This window comes from Ruegeria sp. CF5 (assembly GCF_056537325.1).
Genome location: NZ_JBQFRI010000004.1, coordinates 296,713 through 311,485 on the forward strand (window position 1 = coordinate 296,713; position 14,773 = coordinate 311,485).

The 14,773-nt window shown below is 55.8% G+C and carries 10 protein-coding genes; 3 read left to right on the top strand and 7 right to left on the bottom strand.

The genetic code is table 11. The annotated features are described in order from the left end of the window. Positions 1-23: 23 nt before the first annotated feature. Both ACR0NW_RS12670 and ACR0NW_RS12675 read right to left on the bottom strand, forming a co-directional pair. A complete protein-coding gene (locus tag ACR0NW_RS12670; RefSeq protein WP_480450227.1) occupies positions 24-4,277 on the bottom strand; it encodes a hypothetical protein in 4,254 nt (1,417 codons plus the stop codon). A 330-nt stretch (positions 4,278-4,607) separates the two neighbouring features. Beyond that, positions 4,608-5,474, bottom strand: a complete 867-nt coding sequence (locus ACR0NW_RS12675) for a LysR family transcriptional regulator (protein ID WP_480450226.1) — start codon at positions 5,472-5,474, stop codon at positions 4,608-4,610. Between the two features lie 110 nt (positions 5,475-5,584). On the opposite strand from ACR0NW_RS12675, the gene ACR0NW_RS12680 reads away from it, so the two are divergent. The 3 genes from ACR0NW_RS12680 (at position 5,585) to ACR0NW_RS12690 (ending at position 10,065) form a co-directional block, all read left to right on the top strand. Beyond that, the gene (locus ACR0NW_RS12680; protein WP_480450224.1) at positions 5,585-6,778 is read left to right on the top strand and encodes a TauD/TfdA family dioxygenase; all 1,194 of its coding nucleotides are present in this window, start codon (positions 5,585-5,587) and stop codon (positions 6,776-6,778) included. After that, complete coding sequence (gene leuB, locus ACR0NW_RS12685) at positions 6,775-7,887, top strand: 3-isopropylmalate dehydrogenase (protein WP_480450222.1); 1,113 nt, start codon at positions 6,775-6,777, stop codon at positions 7,885-7,887. The genes ACR0NW_RS12680 and leuB overlap by 4 nt, the downstream gene beginning before the upstream one ends. A gap of 294 nt (positions 7,888-8,181) precedes the next feature. Beyond that, on the top strand, positions 8,182-10,065 hold the full coding sequence (locus ACR0NW_RS12690; RefSeq protein ID WP_480450221.1) for an amidohydrolase family protein: 1,884 nt from the start codon (positions 8,182-8,184) through the stop codon (positions 10,063-10,065). A 72-nt stretch (positions 10,066-10,137) separates the two neighbouring features. Here the strand turns inward: ACR0NW_RS12690 and ACR0NW_RS12695 are convergent, their stop codons facing one another. The 5 genes from ACR0NW_RS12695 to ACR0NW_RS12715 all read right to left on the bottom strand — a co-directional run bounded on the left by ACR0NW_RS12695 (position 10,138) and on the right by ACR0NW_RS12715 (position 14,720). Next, complete coding sequence (locus tag ACR0NW_RS12695; protein ID WP_170653114.1) at positions 10,138-10,845, bottom strand: ABC transporter ATP-binding protein; 708 nt, start codon at positions 10,843-10,845, stop codon at positions 10,138-10,140. Beyond that, positions 10,845-11,576 carry an ATP-binding cassette domain-containing protein gene (locus ACR0NW_RS12700; RefSeq protein ID WP_170653116.1) on the bottom strand — a complete coding sequence of 244 codons (732 nt, stop codon included), beginning with the start codon at positions 11,574-11,576 and terminating at the stop codon, positions 10,845-10,847. The genes ACR0NW_RS12695 and ACR0NW_RS12700 overlap by 1 nt, the downstream gene beginning before the upstream one ends. Next, positions 11,573-12,520, bottom strand: coding sequence for a branched-chain amino acid ABC transporter permease (locus ACR0NW_RS12705; protein ID WP_480450220.1), 948 nt, complete (start codon positions 12,518-12,520; stop codon positions 11,573-11,575). The genes ACR0NW_RS12700 and ACR0NW_RS12705 overlap by 4 nt, the downstream gene beginning before the upstream one ends. 2 nt (positions 12,521-12,522) lie before the next feature. Further along, a complete protein-coding gene (locus ACR0NW_RS12710; RefSeq protein ID WP_170510277.1) occupies positions 12,523-13,374 on the bottom strand; it encodes a branched-chain amino acid ABC transporter permease in 852 nt (283 codons plus the stop codon). A gap of 65 nt (positions 13,375-13,439) precedes the next feature. Beyond that, complete coding sequence (locus ACR0NW_RS12715) at positions 13,440-14,720, bottom strand: ABC transporter substrate-binding protein (protein ID WP_480450219.1); 1,281 nt, start codon at positions 14,718-14,720, stop codon at positions 13,440-13,442. Positions 14,721-14,773: the final 53 nt, after the last annotated feature.

Sequence of the window (14,773 nt, forward strand, 5' to 3'; positions counted from 1 at the left end):
AATGCGGCGCAGCGGATCTTAGTTCAGAACGACCAGTTCAAACCGGCGCGCAGGTAGGGTCCCTGAGCGTCGTCTCCGATTTCCTGCTCGGCGGTGGCTTCGAACCGCATGCCCTGCAGAAGGTCTTTTTCATACCCCAGCACAACGCTGGCGCCGGTAAAGTCCGTGGACGCGAATGTCAGCGTCTCCGTTGACGAAAACAGGCTGACCGCAGTGCTGTTGTCACCCAGCCCCCTGCGCAGGACGCCACTCAACTGACCCGAGATGATACCTCCGCGACCCAGATCTTTGTAGAATTCTGCGCCGAGCCGGGCTTCGATCACTTCAGTTGTGGTTGAGCCCACAGTCGCATTGGTGGCGGAGCCGGTTTCTGTATATTCGTCGTCCTTCTGGCGTGTGTACCGGACTTCGCCAAGACCCAGCAGCCCGAAATTGTCGCTGACATCAAATTCCCGTTCGACACCGATGTGAGCGGTCAACAACTTACTGTCATAGTCGGCATTTGCGTCTGCGCTGCCTATGATCTGACGCGACCGATCCGTTGACAACCATCCGTAGCCCAATCCGGCCTCAAGCGTATAGGCCCCAATCTGACGTCCAATCGCGGTGTCCAGATAGAAACCTGTGGTGTCAAAATCCGTGGTGTTGGTCTCGCCATCGGCAGTGAAAACACCCAAGCCAAAAGCAAGTGACAGGCCATTGTCCAGTTGGCCGGAGAGCCCTGCACTGCCGTTGAACAGTGAGATGTCAGTTTCATTGCCCGGTACGTTTTCAAACTCACGATATTGGGCGTCGATCATCGCGTAAGGCCGGAACCCGCCTAATAGGGCATTCTCCTGCCGGAACGAGAAACCGCGCGAGACCTGCGGCAGCTGGTCGTATCTCAAGGCTTGATCAGCGCTGCCCACAACATCTCCAAAAAACGCGGTGACATCGCCGGAAATTCCAAGATCACCACCATCCACGGTCGCATAGACAGGTGCCGATCCGCCCTCATCCTGAACAAACCAGGCTGATCTGCCGTCAGAAACCCGTGTCCTGAAAACGCCTGTGCCCGGCGCTGCATCTTCAAAGTAAAAGACGTTGCTGCCACCCTGCGCATCCAGGTTTACGTTATGGTCCTGTACCCGGATCAGACCAGTCACCCGATCCATTGTGTCCACGTTCAGAGTGCCAGAGCCCGTGCCAAGGAAGATCGCATAGGCCTTGCCACCGTCGGATGTAGCCGAGATTCGTTCGACGTTTGAAATAACGCCGTCAAAGTTTTCGAAATACAGCCCGTAAGCCGTGGCAGATGCGCCGCCAGTTGCCGTTGCCGTGATGGTGCCGGTGTTCGAAAACGTGCCCTGCATGTCCTCGACCCAGACGCCTGCCGCGAGGGCTTCGGCGTCATTGGTACCATTCACGATATTCGCGGTCGCGTTGATCGTACCAGTGTTCACGACAGGCGCGCTTACGTTGTCGTACAGCAATATGCCCTGCGCCCTGATATCCTCGGCCCCGCGGGCCAGAACCGAAATGCTGCCGTTGTTTGTAACTCTTCCGGCTGTGTCACCACGAACGTAGATACCGCGTGCCGTGGCATCATCTTTCTGGGAAATACTCACAGTGTCGATTACGCCGGAATTGGTCAGGTTTCCTTCAAAACCGTGGCGAACATAGAGGCCGCTGGCATAGGCAGAACCGGTGTCTCCTTCGGCGCGAACCGTGATGCTGCCGCTGTTTGTGAAGTCTCCTTTCACTGAGGCATCCGGATCACTGGAATCTTCGTTACGCACAAAGAACCCGAATGCCGCGGCTTCGTCACTTGTGCTCGTACTTGTCACATTTATCGTGCCAGAGTTGGCCAAGTTCCCAACAATGCCATCTAGCACCTCGAAACCTGCAGCAAAGGCACTTTCGCCACCTGTTGCAGCGGCAGTGATCGATCCACTGTTGGAAACATTCCCTTCCATCCTGTCCCCGACAGTCAGGCCGGACGCATATGCGTCTTCGGTGACAGAACTCGCAGCCGCGTTTATCGAACCAGAGTTCTGAAAATTCCCTTCAAAATCGTCAACGATGTTCAGTCCCGCAGCGGAGGCGTCGGAATTACCCCTCGCGTTAACGGCGATGGTACCGCTATTGGTGGCGTCGCCGTGCAGATCATTTACGATAAACAGGCCAAAAGCTTCGGCGCTGCCGCTGTCAGAACCGGTGCTTACCGTTAACGCGCCAGAGTTGGTAAAGTTCCCAACCAGGTCATCGCGCAGGAAGATACCCGATGCACTTGCATCATTGACATTCTGTGCACTGACAGAAATCGATCCCGCGTTTGCAATATTGCCAGTTGCGACTTCTTCAAAATAGGCACCCACTACGTCCGGAGTGACAGCAAACGGCGGGCTTGGGGGACGCGGTGGGCGCGGTCCTGCTGCCTGCGTAGTTACCGAGTTCACCGAAATCGTACCGGTATTGGTAAAGTTCCCGGTAAACTCATCATCCACATGGTAACCACGCGCATCTGCAGTGGACACCCCAGTTGAACTTACAGAAACTGTGCCGGAGTTGCTGATGTCTCCGGTAACGTCACCATCAATGTAGAAGGCGATAGCCTCAGCTTCATAGCTGGTGGACGAAGCCTGCACTGAGACTGTGCCACTGTTCGTTATGTTGCCATCAAGATCCGAGTCCACATTAAGGCCATAAGCCTCAGCCGAATCCGATCCGGCCTGCGCCATCACGGTTATCGCACCGCTATTGTTGAAGTCTCCGGAGAGGTCGCTGTCAATATAGAAGCCATATGCGCTTGCTTCGCTTCCAGCGACGCCAGACACATAAATGACACCGCTGTTTGTTACGTTGCCATCAAGATCCGAGTCCACATAAAGACCATAAGCTTCAGCCGAATCCGATCCGGCCTCAGCCACAGCCGTCAATGTACCACTGTTGTTGAAGTTGCCGGAAATGTCGCTGTCAACGTAGATGCCAAGGGCGCTGGCTTCACTTGCAGCAACACCTGACACCGACAAAACCCCGCTGTTAGTTATGTTGCCCGTTATGCCATCATCAACATAAAGGCCGAATGCCTCGACACTTTGCGATCCGGTGCTGGTTCCACGAATGTTGATTGTGCCGGTGTTCGTAAAGTTTCCGTTGAGTTCGCCGGACAGGTAAAAACCCGAGGCGCTGACCTGGGTCGAAGCCTGCCCATCTACACGGATGGTTCCGCTGTTCGAAATGTGCCCGTTGGTGTCACCTTCGATATAAACAGCGGCCGAATCCACGCTGCCGGACGAGGCAGAAGCGTTGGCGGTGATTGTTCCCGAGTTGTCAAAATTCCCGGTCAGATCGTCCTCCAGATGAAAGGCCCAGGCCGTCGCTGTCGTGCGGGCAGAGGCGTTGACAGATACTGTCCCGCTGTTGTTGACGTTGCCGGTCATGTCGCGGACAACGCGGACACCGATCGCTTCGGCAAAGCTGCCGTTATCAGTCGCGGTTGCCGAAATGGTACCCGAGTTGTTCAGATTGGCGTTCAGATTGGCGTCCACCAAGATGCCGATTGCATCAAGGGTAGAAGCATTTGATGCCGTCGCCGAGATAGTTCCGCTGTTTTCTATTGCCGTCTCGACGTCATTCACAAACTCAAAGCCGATCGCCAATGCAGAGCTTGATCCGGCCGCGCTTGCGGCGGCCGTGATTGTGCCGGAATTTGAAATGGTTGCGGTTGCCTCAGCACCCCCAACAAAAACCGCACCCAACGCGCTCGCTTGGTTACTTGATGTAGAATTCGCATTTACAGAGACAGTCCCTGTATTCAAAAACGAGCCGCCGTAGTCGCCCAGAAAAAGAAAACCAAGGGCGTCTGCCCCGGTGCTGCCGTTCGCCGCGACGTTGATGTCTCCGTTGTTTATGATTGCCCCGGATGCTTGGAGGTTTCCGTTCAGAACGACGCCAATCCCGAATGGAAGGCCGGGCGTTGGGGCCGAAATAGTGCCATTGTTGGTGGCAGTGCTCGAGTAATTTGTGATGATCTCGACCGCTACGGGGCTGCCGGTGGTCAGGTTGATTGCTCCGGTTGCCGTAATCGTTGTGTCGACATCAACTGGGACGATGGCCTGATTACCCTGTGGGCTGTTAATCACCTGAGCCTGGGCAGCACCAGCTGTCAGGGCGATTACCGAGACTGAGGCAAGGAAAAGCGATGGGGCGACACTCGCCACGCGACCCTTCCATTTCACCAAACGACCCCCTCGCGCCACACGTTCATGGGCGCGCTCTGCTACGCAGTTCTTCATTCTCCGAAAACCCCCTCGGAAATTTATGATTTGTTAACTATTGTTGCACTGGCTGGCTAAAATCAAAGCTGGGCACAAATGTGACAATTTTAGTTATCATGGGAAGATTTCCGTGTATTGCACAGACAACACACAACATGTCGATGTGATACTTCGTTTTCAGTGATCTCATATGGTGGACGTATCGAAGGACTGATCTAACATCTGGTGATTGATGCGATCCAACACTGTAGTTGTCCGCCATCAGGATCTTCCGGAGAGCTTTGGACCGTTCGCCAGAAGATCGCAGAAATTATTTCCAGATGATCCAGTTTGTAATTCCGCTGCCGTTTAACTCACATCCTCTTTCGCCCGGTGCTTAACCCAATCGGCGAACAGGTTGGCCATTGGGCGGCTGTCAGAGTTTACCTTCATCTGGTATCCCCGGCTGGAGCGGACAGAATGTGTCCCCACGTGAACAAGCCGCCCTTGTTCAAAGAATTTCCCGATGAAGGGTAAAAAGCCGATCGCAATCCCCCGCCCAAAAGCCGCAGCTTCGAGAACGATATGTGGCTCTTCCAGAACCTCCCCGCGTTCAGCGTAATCCGACGGAGCGCCCGTAGCAGAAAGCCAGTGACGCCAGGTGGTGCGATCTCGGTAATGAATTGGCGGTAGTTTGCCTTCCCAAAAATTGGGATCGATTTTTAGTCCGGGCGCGGCAACAGGGACAGCTTTGGTGTCGAAAAGCAGAACTGCTTCGCTTGCAGGACCATCCAGTTCTGCCCAGATGATCGAAACATCTGCGATGCGTGCATCCGGTCGCCCGATTACATGGATCAGGTCCACTCGTAGTCCGGGGTGCTGGGCCTCGAATGCGCCGATCCGCGGCAGCAGCCATTGCGATGACAGATAGGGCCCGACTGAAACCCGCAGCACTTCCTGCGTGGTCAGTTGTTCGGTGATCCTATTAAGTTCATTCCAGATCGCCGCAGTGGCGCGCGCCAGTTCAGCGCCGTCCTGCGTGAGGCGGACTTCCCGCACACGCCGTTCGAACAGCCGTTTGCCCAAAGCGTTTTCCAAAGCCGTTATGCGGTGGCTGACCGCCGAAGGTGTCACGTTCAGGGCTTGGGCCGCGCGGGAAAAACTCAGGCCTTCAGCGGCATGATGAAAATAGACCAGTGCGCCAAGATAGGAAGGGTCTTTGGGGTCGGGCAGCATGTGCTTTCCATAAGTGAGCTGAGCTCAACTTTCTTGTGTTGAATTCGAATTTGTCAAACAAAATCGAAGGAGACCTTATTGCGGGCAGGAAACCCACAGGGAACAGACCAATGCCAACTGCCCGCCACCGCATTCGCTCTACTGCCGTTGAAAACGACCACTTGATCGTAAACTGGGAAGACGGCCACGAAAGCCGGTTTCATCCCATATGGCTGCGGCATCAATGCTGGTGCCCTGAATGCGGCACTCCAGAGACCGGTGTTCGCGGGATTCGGCTGCATCACATCGACGAAGGGATCTCAATACAGACTGTCGGGATGGATGGCAGTTCCGTTCACGTGATCTGGCCAGACGGACATCGATCCGAATATGGCGCGCGCTGGCTGCGCAACCACTGCTACTCTGACACCGAGCGTGCCCTCAGGCGGGTGCAGCCAACCCTGTGGGACAGAACTCTTGGCGACAATCTTCCGGTCGGATCGCTGACCGAGGCCGAGGCTGATCCGGCCGCCCGTTTGAAAATCCTAGAAACTGTGCGGGACTATGGGTTTTGCAAGATCGTGGACGCGCCCACCGATCAGGCCGAAAGCCAACGAATGATCCAACTGGTCGGGGCGCAGCGACAAACACATTACGGCACCTATACACTGAAAAAGAAGAAGACCGTAACCAATGTGGGCGACACCACAGGTCCGTTGGATCCGCATGTGGATGAACCCTATCGCTATGCTGCGATCGGGATCACCGTATTTCAGGTGCTGCGGCCCAGTTCGAACGGTGGGGCCTCGACACTGGTGGACGGGTTCGAAGCCGTCCGGCGCCTGAAAGAACAATGGCCTGAGGATTTTGAACTGCTCTGCAACATGCATGTGACCTGCCAGCGTTTCGACCCCGGAGACAACAGCCATGGCAACATGCGCTGGTACAAATCCCGCCTGCCGATCATTCAGCGGGATGATCAGGGCCAGGTTTGCGGTGTCAGAATGAACGAGCGGCAAATCTCTCCGCTGGATGTACCCGCAGATCAGGTGGTGCCAGCCTATCGCGCCCTGAAGAGGCTCTTTGATCTGCTGTATTGCGATGATCTGCGCCTGACTTTGGATCTGAGGGCGGGTGAAGGACTGCTGTTTGACAATCAGCGACTGCTGCATGGGCGAACCGGATTCACGCCCGAAACGCCCCCGCGCGCAGTCCTGACGTCTTCGGTCGATCTGGACGACTTTCATTCCACCCTGCGTCTGCTTCAGCGGGACCTGGACCCTGACGCTATGCATATGGTGCTGCAGCAGGGGATGGCGGGATGAACGGACCTTTCAAGGTGCTCGCTCTTGGCGGTGACCATATTGGCCCCGAGGTTGTGGCCAGCAGTCTCGAGGTATTGCGTCAGGTTGCCAATCAGTTTGGCGTGTCGGTCGAGATCGAGGAAGACCTTCTTGGCGGTGCGTCGTGGGACGTGCATGGCACGTTCTGCACGGATGCGGTCGTTGACAAAGCGCGGGCCGCAGATGCCATTCTGGTCGGCGCAGTGGGCGGGCCGGAATGGGACGGCATCAGGATCGACGGACCCATTACCGAAACCGATGGCCTGACCCGCCTGCGGATCGAATTGGACGTTTATAACGCCCTGCGACCGGCACGGGCGTGGACAGCCCTCCTGCCGCAGACGCCCTACCGGCCAGAAGTTGTGGACGGTGCCAATCTGCTGGTTGTGCGGGAAAACTCGGGGGGCATCTACTATGGCGAACCCCGGGGGCGCGAGGTGCTGAGTGACGGCCAAATCCGAGCCTTTGAGATCAGCGAATACCGCACGGCAGAAATTGAACGCATCGCCCGCTGCGCCTTCGAGGCCGCACGCGGACGGCGGGGGCATGTGACCTCTCTGGACAAGTCCAATGTGATGGAGAGTGGCAAGCTTTGGCGTGAAACGGTGGACCGGATCGGGCGGGATGAGTATCCCGATGTTGAACTGCGCCATTTGCTGATGGACTATGCGCTATTTGCCGTTGCCCGCGCCCCGCGGGAGTTTGACGTGCTGCTGGCGGACAACCTGTTCGGCGATCTGATCTCGGATCTGATTGCGGTGGTCTCCGGGTCGCTGGGCATGCTGCCTTCGGCAACCCTGCCCGCCGCTGCGAGAGCCGGGCATCCGGTGAAAGGTGGTCTCTACGAGCCGACCCACGGCAGCGCGCCGGATATCTCTGGAAAAGGGATCGCCAATCCGATTGGCGCGATCCTGTCAGTGGCGATGATGTTCGAGCACGGCTTTGGACAACTCCAGGCCGCGCGCGCCATTGAACGGGCCGTGGATGACGTTTTGAACGCGGGATTGCTGCCGCCGGATCTGGGTGGGCTGTCTGATACGGCTACCATCACACAATCGGTTCTGAGTAGTTTGAGATCGAACGCTTTTTGATCGGAACGGCACACCTGAGCCTGTGAACTGAGAGCAAAAACCCCGGGTTACAGGTCGCCGAAAGTTTTCTGATTTCACACAACCTTGCTGTGCAGTTGAAACAGATTGGCGATCTTGTAACCCTCCCGGACTCGGAAATCTGGGTATACATGCGCGATCCGGCAGAGGATCCAAGAGAGCGTTCCCGATCACGGTAATCTGGGCGAAGAGTACGGGGGCAGATATCTAAATATGCCATTTTGTTGATCCGAAGTTGCTTTCAGTTATCCTACTGATCAAAGGGAGGGTCTAACCATGCGTACCGTGTTTCTAGCAGGCGCACTGTCTGTTGTTTCTACGTTGTGTGTTGCGCAAACTTATGACGTTGTAATTCTCAACGGTCGCGTAATGGACCCGGAAACCGGGTTCGACCAGATCGCCAACGTCGGAATAAGCAACGGCTGGATCACAGCGATCACTGACGAAGACATTGACGGTAGCGAGGCCATCGATGCGACGGGGCATGTTGTAGCTCCCGGATTTATCGATCTCGAGCAGCATGGGTTGGACCCTTGGGGCATCAAGGTAAACCTTCGTGATGGCGTCACGACCCAAATGGATTTTGAGGTTGGGGCCGCGAACATCGATGAGTGGTATGATGCTCGCGAAGGCGCGACGCAGGCTAACTATGGCACCGTCGTTGGACAGGAATTCGCACGGATGCGGGTTCATGACGGCCTCGTGCTAGAAGGAGGGGATATAGATTTCCGAAACTTCTTCGCACTAAGGGCACAATCTGTGGAAGACGGCGTCGAGGGATGGTCTTCGGTTCCAAGCAACCGTGAACAGATGAACGAAATCACTGCCCAGCTTGATGAGGGACTACGTCTTGGAGCCCTCGGCGTCGGATCGACCATCGGCTATGCCCGCGAGGGTATTACGACCTACGAGATGTTCGAAGCGCAACGGGCTGCGGCGCGTTACGGTAGATTGACCTCTGTCCATCACCGATTTCATCCCAGTGCTTCGACTCCGACAGAAACGCAGACCGGGGTCAATGAAATCCTCGTAAACGCGATGGTTCTTGGCGCTCCGCTGCACATTCATCACGACAATGATTATGGGTGGTGGGAAAATCAGGAAAAACTCCAGATGGCGCGTGACCAAGGCTACAATGTCTGGTCCAGCTATTATCCATGGACCGCTGGTTCAGGAAACTACGGAGCCTCGATCATCGCCCCCGAAAACTGGGAAGGTTCGATGGGGTACAAATACGAAGACACCATCTTTGACCCCCAACTTGATCGCTTCGTGACAAAAGACGAGTTCTTGAGCTTCGCAGAAAATGAGCCGGGACGGACAGCCATTGTTTTCAGCCCGCCGAGGGAGCAATGGCTAAACGACTGGATCACCATCGCAGGCTACGGCATCTCGGGCGACGGGATGGCCGGACTAGACATCGAGGGCAATCTGATGAGTTGGGATGCGCCCTATGAAGACTATGCTGGGCATCCCAGATCTGCCGGCAGCCATGCACTGGTTTTGAGATTGGCGCGCGAAGCGAATGTGCCATTAATGCTCACGCTCACTCAGCTAAGCTACATCCATGCAAAGCGGTTGGGCGATACCGGATTGCGGGCAATGCAAGTGCGTGGGCGGATGCAAGAAGGCATGGTTGCGGACATCACAATTTTTGATCCAGAATCCGTGACCGAAAAGGCAAACTACACGCTTGGCCAGCAAGGCCTTCCTTCAGAAGGCATCCCGTACGTGCTCGTTAACGGTGTGATTGTTGTTAAGAACAGCGAAGTTCAGCGAGATGTCTATGCAGGACAGCCGATCCGGTTTCCCGTCGAGGAAAACGCGCGTTTCGTTCCGGCTGGTCGCGAACAAATCATGGGCATCCTCACGCCGGATACTGGCACTGCCCGTCCAACACTGCTTGAAGACATCACAAATAATGAAGCCAATTCAACACCTTTAGCACCACGACCCAATCAGTTTGCCGCAGCAAAACCAACCGACCCTTATGATTGGTTTACACCTCGCAATGGTCTGGATGACAGCACCCTCTTTTTCTGCGTCGTTCACGCTCGCTTTGAGGATCGTGCAACAGCAAGGCGCGACTATGCGAAGGCTATGATGTCCAGAACTGGGGGATCTAATTCTAGTCAATCGGAGCAACGCAGAGCAAACTAAAGCAGGCAGGTGTTTAGAAAACTTGGCGCATCTTGATCTGAGCGATGCAATTGAAAAACCTTCACAGGCACCTCAATGCCCGCCGAAATAGGCTTCAAGCAATCGCTTATCATTCCGCAATTCGTCTGCGGTGCCTGACGTCTGCATGCGTCCCGACTCGAGCACATAAATCCGGCTCGCCAATGACAGCGCAAAATTGGCATTTTGCTCGGTGATCACCACCGTCAGCCCGTATTCCTTGTTAAGTTTGCGCACGACCTCAGCAATTTCGTGACAGATTTTTGGAGCCAGCCCAATCGTGGGCTCGTCGACCAGCAACAGCTCGGGGCTGGTCATGAGCGCGCGACCGAACGAGACCATCTGACGTTCCCCGCCCGACTGGGTCGAAGTCTCCTGCCCTTCCCTCTCTTCGAGACGCGGGAAGAGACTGTGCACCATTGCCAGATTGCTCTGGATATCCTCGCGGGCCGTGAAGGCGCCGACCATCAGATTGTCTCGCACCGACATATAGGGAAACAGGTTGAAACGCTCGGGCGCATAACCCACTCCATGGCGCACAATTTCGGAAGGTGTTCGACCGGCGAGGCTGTGCCCCCTAAGCCGGATGTCGCCCTCAGTTTTGACAAGCCCCATGATGCTGTCCAGCAAGGTCGATTTGCCGGCACCATTGGGACCGACCACCGCGACAATCTCACCGGGTTGGACGGTGATAGAGATGTCGGTCAGCGCTTGCGCCTTGCCATAGAACGCCGACAGGTTTTCGATTTCCAGATACGACATTACGCGCCTCCCAGATACGAAGCCTGAACGGCCTTGTCGTTCATCACCTCGCTGAACGATCCCTCGGCAATCATGGTGCCTCGTTCGATAGCGATCGCACGGTCGATCAAAGGCTCAAGCGCGGGCAAGTCATGACTGACAATCAGGAAAGTCATCCCATCCTTGCGCATCGACTGAATGAGCTCTGAGATCTGAGCGATCTCCCCTGTGGTGAGACCTGCAAACACCTCATCCAGCAACATCACCCTGGGTGCCGTTGCCATTGTGCGCGCCATTTCCAGCTTGCGCAGATCACCCATGGCCAATTCTGTTGGCGTGCGATCAAGATCCGCTTTGGTAAAGCCGACGCTAAGCGCAAGCTCCCGCTCACGTTCTTTATCGGGGGGTGAGACGATCATTTGCCAGATATTGTCGGGCATTAGACCGACCCGGATGTTTTCGGCAACGCTCATGTCGCCAAACGGGCGCGGGATCTGATAGGTCCGACTGACCCCGGCGCGAATGCGTTGAGGCGTCGACAACGTCGAGATTTCCTGCCCGAACAGCTCAATCGTACCGCCGTTCTGCCGTAGCTCACCCATGATCTGGCTGAACACGGTTGTCTTGCCTGCGCCATTTGGACCTATCAATCCCAGTGACTCGCCCTCCTTAAGTGAGAACGACAAATCATTCGTCGCGACCAACCCGCCAAAACGCTTCACCAGACCTGAAACCTGCAACGCTACGCTCATGCCGCCCGCCCCTTGCCCAGACTTTTGAAACCACGCCGGACAAGCTCAACAAGGCCTTTCGGCTGATACATGTAGAGGAGCAACGCAATTGCACCGTAGACAAAGTAACGTTCCGCACCGGGAAGAACCGGCCGAAGGTACTCGAGCAGGAAAGTCATGAAGAATGCGCCGATCATGGGCCCGATGATGGTTGAAGTTCCACCCAAAAGCGCTGCAACGATGATGGTGAACAGGAAGTTGATATCAAACAGTGCACGCGGCGCGAGCGACCCCAGATAGTGAACATAGAACGCACCACCCAGGCCCGCGATCATAGCGCTTGTCAGGAAGGCAAAAGCCTTGAGGCGGGTGGTGCTGAGGCCCGAGCCCCGCACGCTTTCTTCGTTCATTCCGATCGCAGACAAGGCGGTTCCTAGCCGCGTTTTCATCAACAGCCACATGCTGACGGCAATCGCCAGCATTAGCGCCGTGGACAGGTAGTATCCGTTCGCAGCGCCGCGTGTCAGTGTTTGAATGCCCGACATGCCTCGGGTCCCGCCTGTCAGATCCGGTCGTATGACCTGAACCAGTTGATAGAGCAACTCCATGAAGGCCAGCGTGACCAGAGCGAAATAGCTGCCACGAATGCGCAGGGCAGGCAGCAACACCAACAAGCCCGCAATCATGGTGACAACAACAGCGATCGGGATCGAGATTTCGACCGCGACGTCGAACCGCTTTGTCAGGATTGCCGTAGTATAGGCACCGATACCGATCAGGAACGGGTGGCCAAAGCTCACATATCCTGTTCGGCCCGACAGCACGTCCCAACTAATGGCAAAGATCGCCAGATAGTTGGCAAAGATCATCGTGCGTAACGTCCCGTTCGAGACGAATTGCGGCAGCAGGAACATACCTGCGATCAAGCCGCCCCAGAGCGCAAAGTGAAACCAGCGTAGTCCCATCCTCACAGCTCCTCGCGGCCAAACAGGCCCTGCGGTCTTGTGACAAGCACGCCGATTATCAAAAGCATGGTGAAGACACCGCGCAGTTCCGGTGCAAGCGTGGCCACGACAATGACCTCGAGAAACCCAACGATATGGGCAACAACCAGTGTTCCCAGGATCGAGCCGATCCCGCCCACGATGACCACAGCCACCGAAATGATCAGTGGTGCCACCCACATGGATGGTGACAACTGTGTATAGCTGGCGAAGAAGACGCCGCCGATCGCCCCCAATGCGCCAGAGATACCCCAGGTGATCAGGTTAATGCGATCAGGGTCTATCCCAGAAATCGCGGCACCTTTGGCATCCATCGAAACCGCCTGCATCGCTCGTCCGGTGTGCGTCAACCGGACAAAGGCATATAGGCCCAGCAGAATGGCCCAACTGATGAGGGTCGCGATCAGGATATTATAGGTGACCGAGGCCCCTGCCACGTTGATCACGCCAGGGACAATCGGCAATAGGATTTTACTGCTGTCGCCAAAGACCAAAACGATCCCCGCTTGAATTACCACCGCCAAGATCAGCGTCGAAATCTCGACAGCCACATGATCACCTTTTAGCGTTTTGACGATCAGGCGGTATTTCAAGACACCCATCAGCACACCCAGCGCAGCAGCCACGGCAACCCCCATCAGCTTGGGCATCCCAAGCGATTGAGATATCCAAAAGTAAATGTAGCCGCCGACCATCAGATAGGCGCCATAGGCGAGATTCAGAACGCGGCCGATGCTGAAGATCAGCGTAAACCCCATTGCAATGAGCGCGTAGAGACCGCTGAGCAAAAGCCCCTGAATCAGTATCTGCAACATGTATGGATCCTTGGCTGCGGGTGCGCGACAGCGCGCACCCGTTTCAAGCTAACGACGCGACCGGATTACTGCTTCACCCAGCTGGGCAGGGTGAATTCACCTGTTGCGTACTTTTCGGGATACACAACGGCGGCAGTTCCATCTTCGTACCACTGAACCACGACCATTGACGGGGCCGCATCATCGAACGGCTCCGACAGATCAAAGCGGATATTGTGCGGATAGGTGCGGCCTGTCACCGGTTCGACCTCATCATCGCCCCAGAATGCATAGCGCAGCCACAGCTGACCATCCATTTCCAGAACGAGGTCCTGTTTTTTCATCGCATCGGCCCAGCCTTCGACATTGTCGAAACCACCCGCCTCTTCCGCAGCGGCCATAGCCTGCTTCAGGCCATGATAGGCGTTGAATCCGTTGAAATGGGGCAGCAATGGGCGGCTGTCATATTTAGCCTGATAGGTGTCGACAAAGGCCTTGCTGGCCGGGTCAAGTTTGAACCCTACGGACGGGATCGGTGACAGGGTTGAGATGCCGCCACCGGCTCCGCCAGTGTCTTCCCAATACTCCATGCCCAATGCGGATACGTTCACGCCCGTCATCGCCATCGGCACTTGTAGTTTCACATATTGCGACGATACCACCTGCGAATTTACGGATGAGACCTGATAGATGAAATCCGCCCCGGTGTCCTGCGCCCGGCTGAAGATTGGTGCAAAGTCGACGGTGGCAACATCATAGGTGATGATGTCCTTGACTTCGATCCCCGCAACCGGGGCAAGCGCTTCGGTCACCAATCCGGTGATTGCTTCGCCAAACGCTGTATCCTCTGCCAGAATAACAACGGATTCCCACCCCATCTTTTCCTTCAGAACGTCCGCGCCGAAATTGATATAAAGCGTGGCAAGCGCCTCATCCGACGCGATGTTCATGAAGTAAGGCGCCATGCCTTCGGGGTCCTCGACCACCATGTCAATGATGCCGATATAGGATGTCCATGTGTCCAGAGTTGGTATCCGGTACTCCTGCATCCGTGGTAGCCAACCCAATGAGACATCATCGATGGAACCCGAGATGATGAAATCCACTTCTTCGGTTTCGGCCAGATACTCGTAGGCCCGCACACCTTCGGTCGGGTCCTGACCGGTATCGGCAGAGACCAAGGTGATCTGTTCCCCCATCACCCCGCCATTTGCATTGAGTTCTTCGATCGCAATCTCGGCGCCGCGCAGGGTCGATAGCCCGGTATCCGAAGAAAGAGATCCGATAAATCCAACCTTGATTTCCGCTGCGGCCGCCGAGGCCATGAGCGCGATGCATGTTCCGCTGAGTAGCGCTGTCTTGATCATCACATTAGCTCCCTGTGTCTCATTATGCCTTCTTGTATTCTGTATACAGTACA

What these genes read in the sequence shown, in the direction of transcription:
- leuB (WP_480450222.1), top strand. Translation starts at nt 6,775, where the DNA reads ATGAACGGACCTTTCAAGGTGCTCGCTCTTGGCGGTGACCATATTGGC.
- ACR0NW_RS12700 (WP_170653116.1), bottom strand. Translation starts at nt 11,576, where the DNA reads ATGAGCGTAGCGTTGCAGGTTTCAGGTCTGGTGAAGCGTTTTGGCGGG.
- ACR0NW_RS12670 (WP_480450227.1), bottom strand. Translation starts at nt 4,277, where the DNA reads ATGAAGAACTGCGTAGCAGAGCGCGCCCATGAACGTGTGGCGCGAGGG.
- ACR0NW_RS12675 (WP_480450226.1), bottom strand. Translation starts at nt 5,474, where the DNA reads ATGCTGCCCGACCCCAAAGACCCTTCCTATCTTGGCGCACTGGTCTAT.
- ACR0NW_RS12690 (WP_480450221.1), top strand. Translation starts at nt 8,182, where the DNA reads ATGCGTACCGTGTTTCTAGCAGGCGCACTGTCTGTTGTTTCTACGTTG.
- ACR0NW_RS12680 (WP_480450224.1), top strand. Translation starts at nt 5,585, where the DNA reads ATGCCAACTGCCCGCCACCGCATTCGCTCTACTGCCGTTGAAAACGAC.
- ACR0NW_RS12695 (WP_170653114.1), bottom strand. Translation starts at nt 10,845, where the DNA reads ATGTCGTATCTGGAAATCGAAAACCTGTCGGCGTTCTATGGCAAGGCG.
- ACR0NW_RS12710 (WP_170510277.1), bottom strand. Translation starts at nt 13,374, where the DNA reads ATGTTGCAGATACTGATTCAGGGGCTTTTGCTCAGCGGTCTCTACGCG.
- ACR0NW_RS12705 (WP_480450220.1), bottom strand. Translation starts at nt 12,520, where the DNA reads ATGGGACTACGCTGGTTTCACTTTGCGCTCTGGGGCGGCTTGATCGCA.
- ACR0NW_RS12715 (WP_480450219.1), bottom strand. Translation starts at nt 14,720, where the DNA reads ATGATCAAGACAGCGCTACTCAGCGGAACATGCATCGCGCTCATGGCC.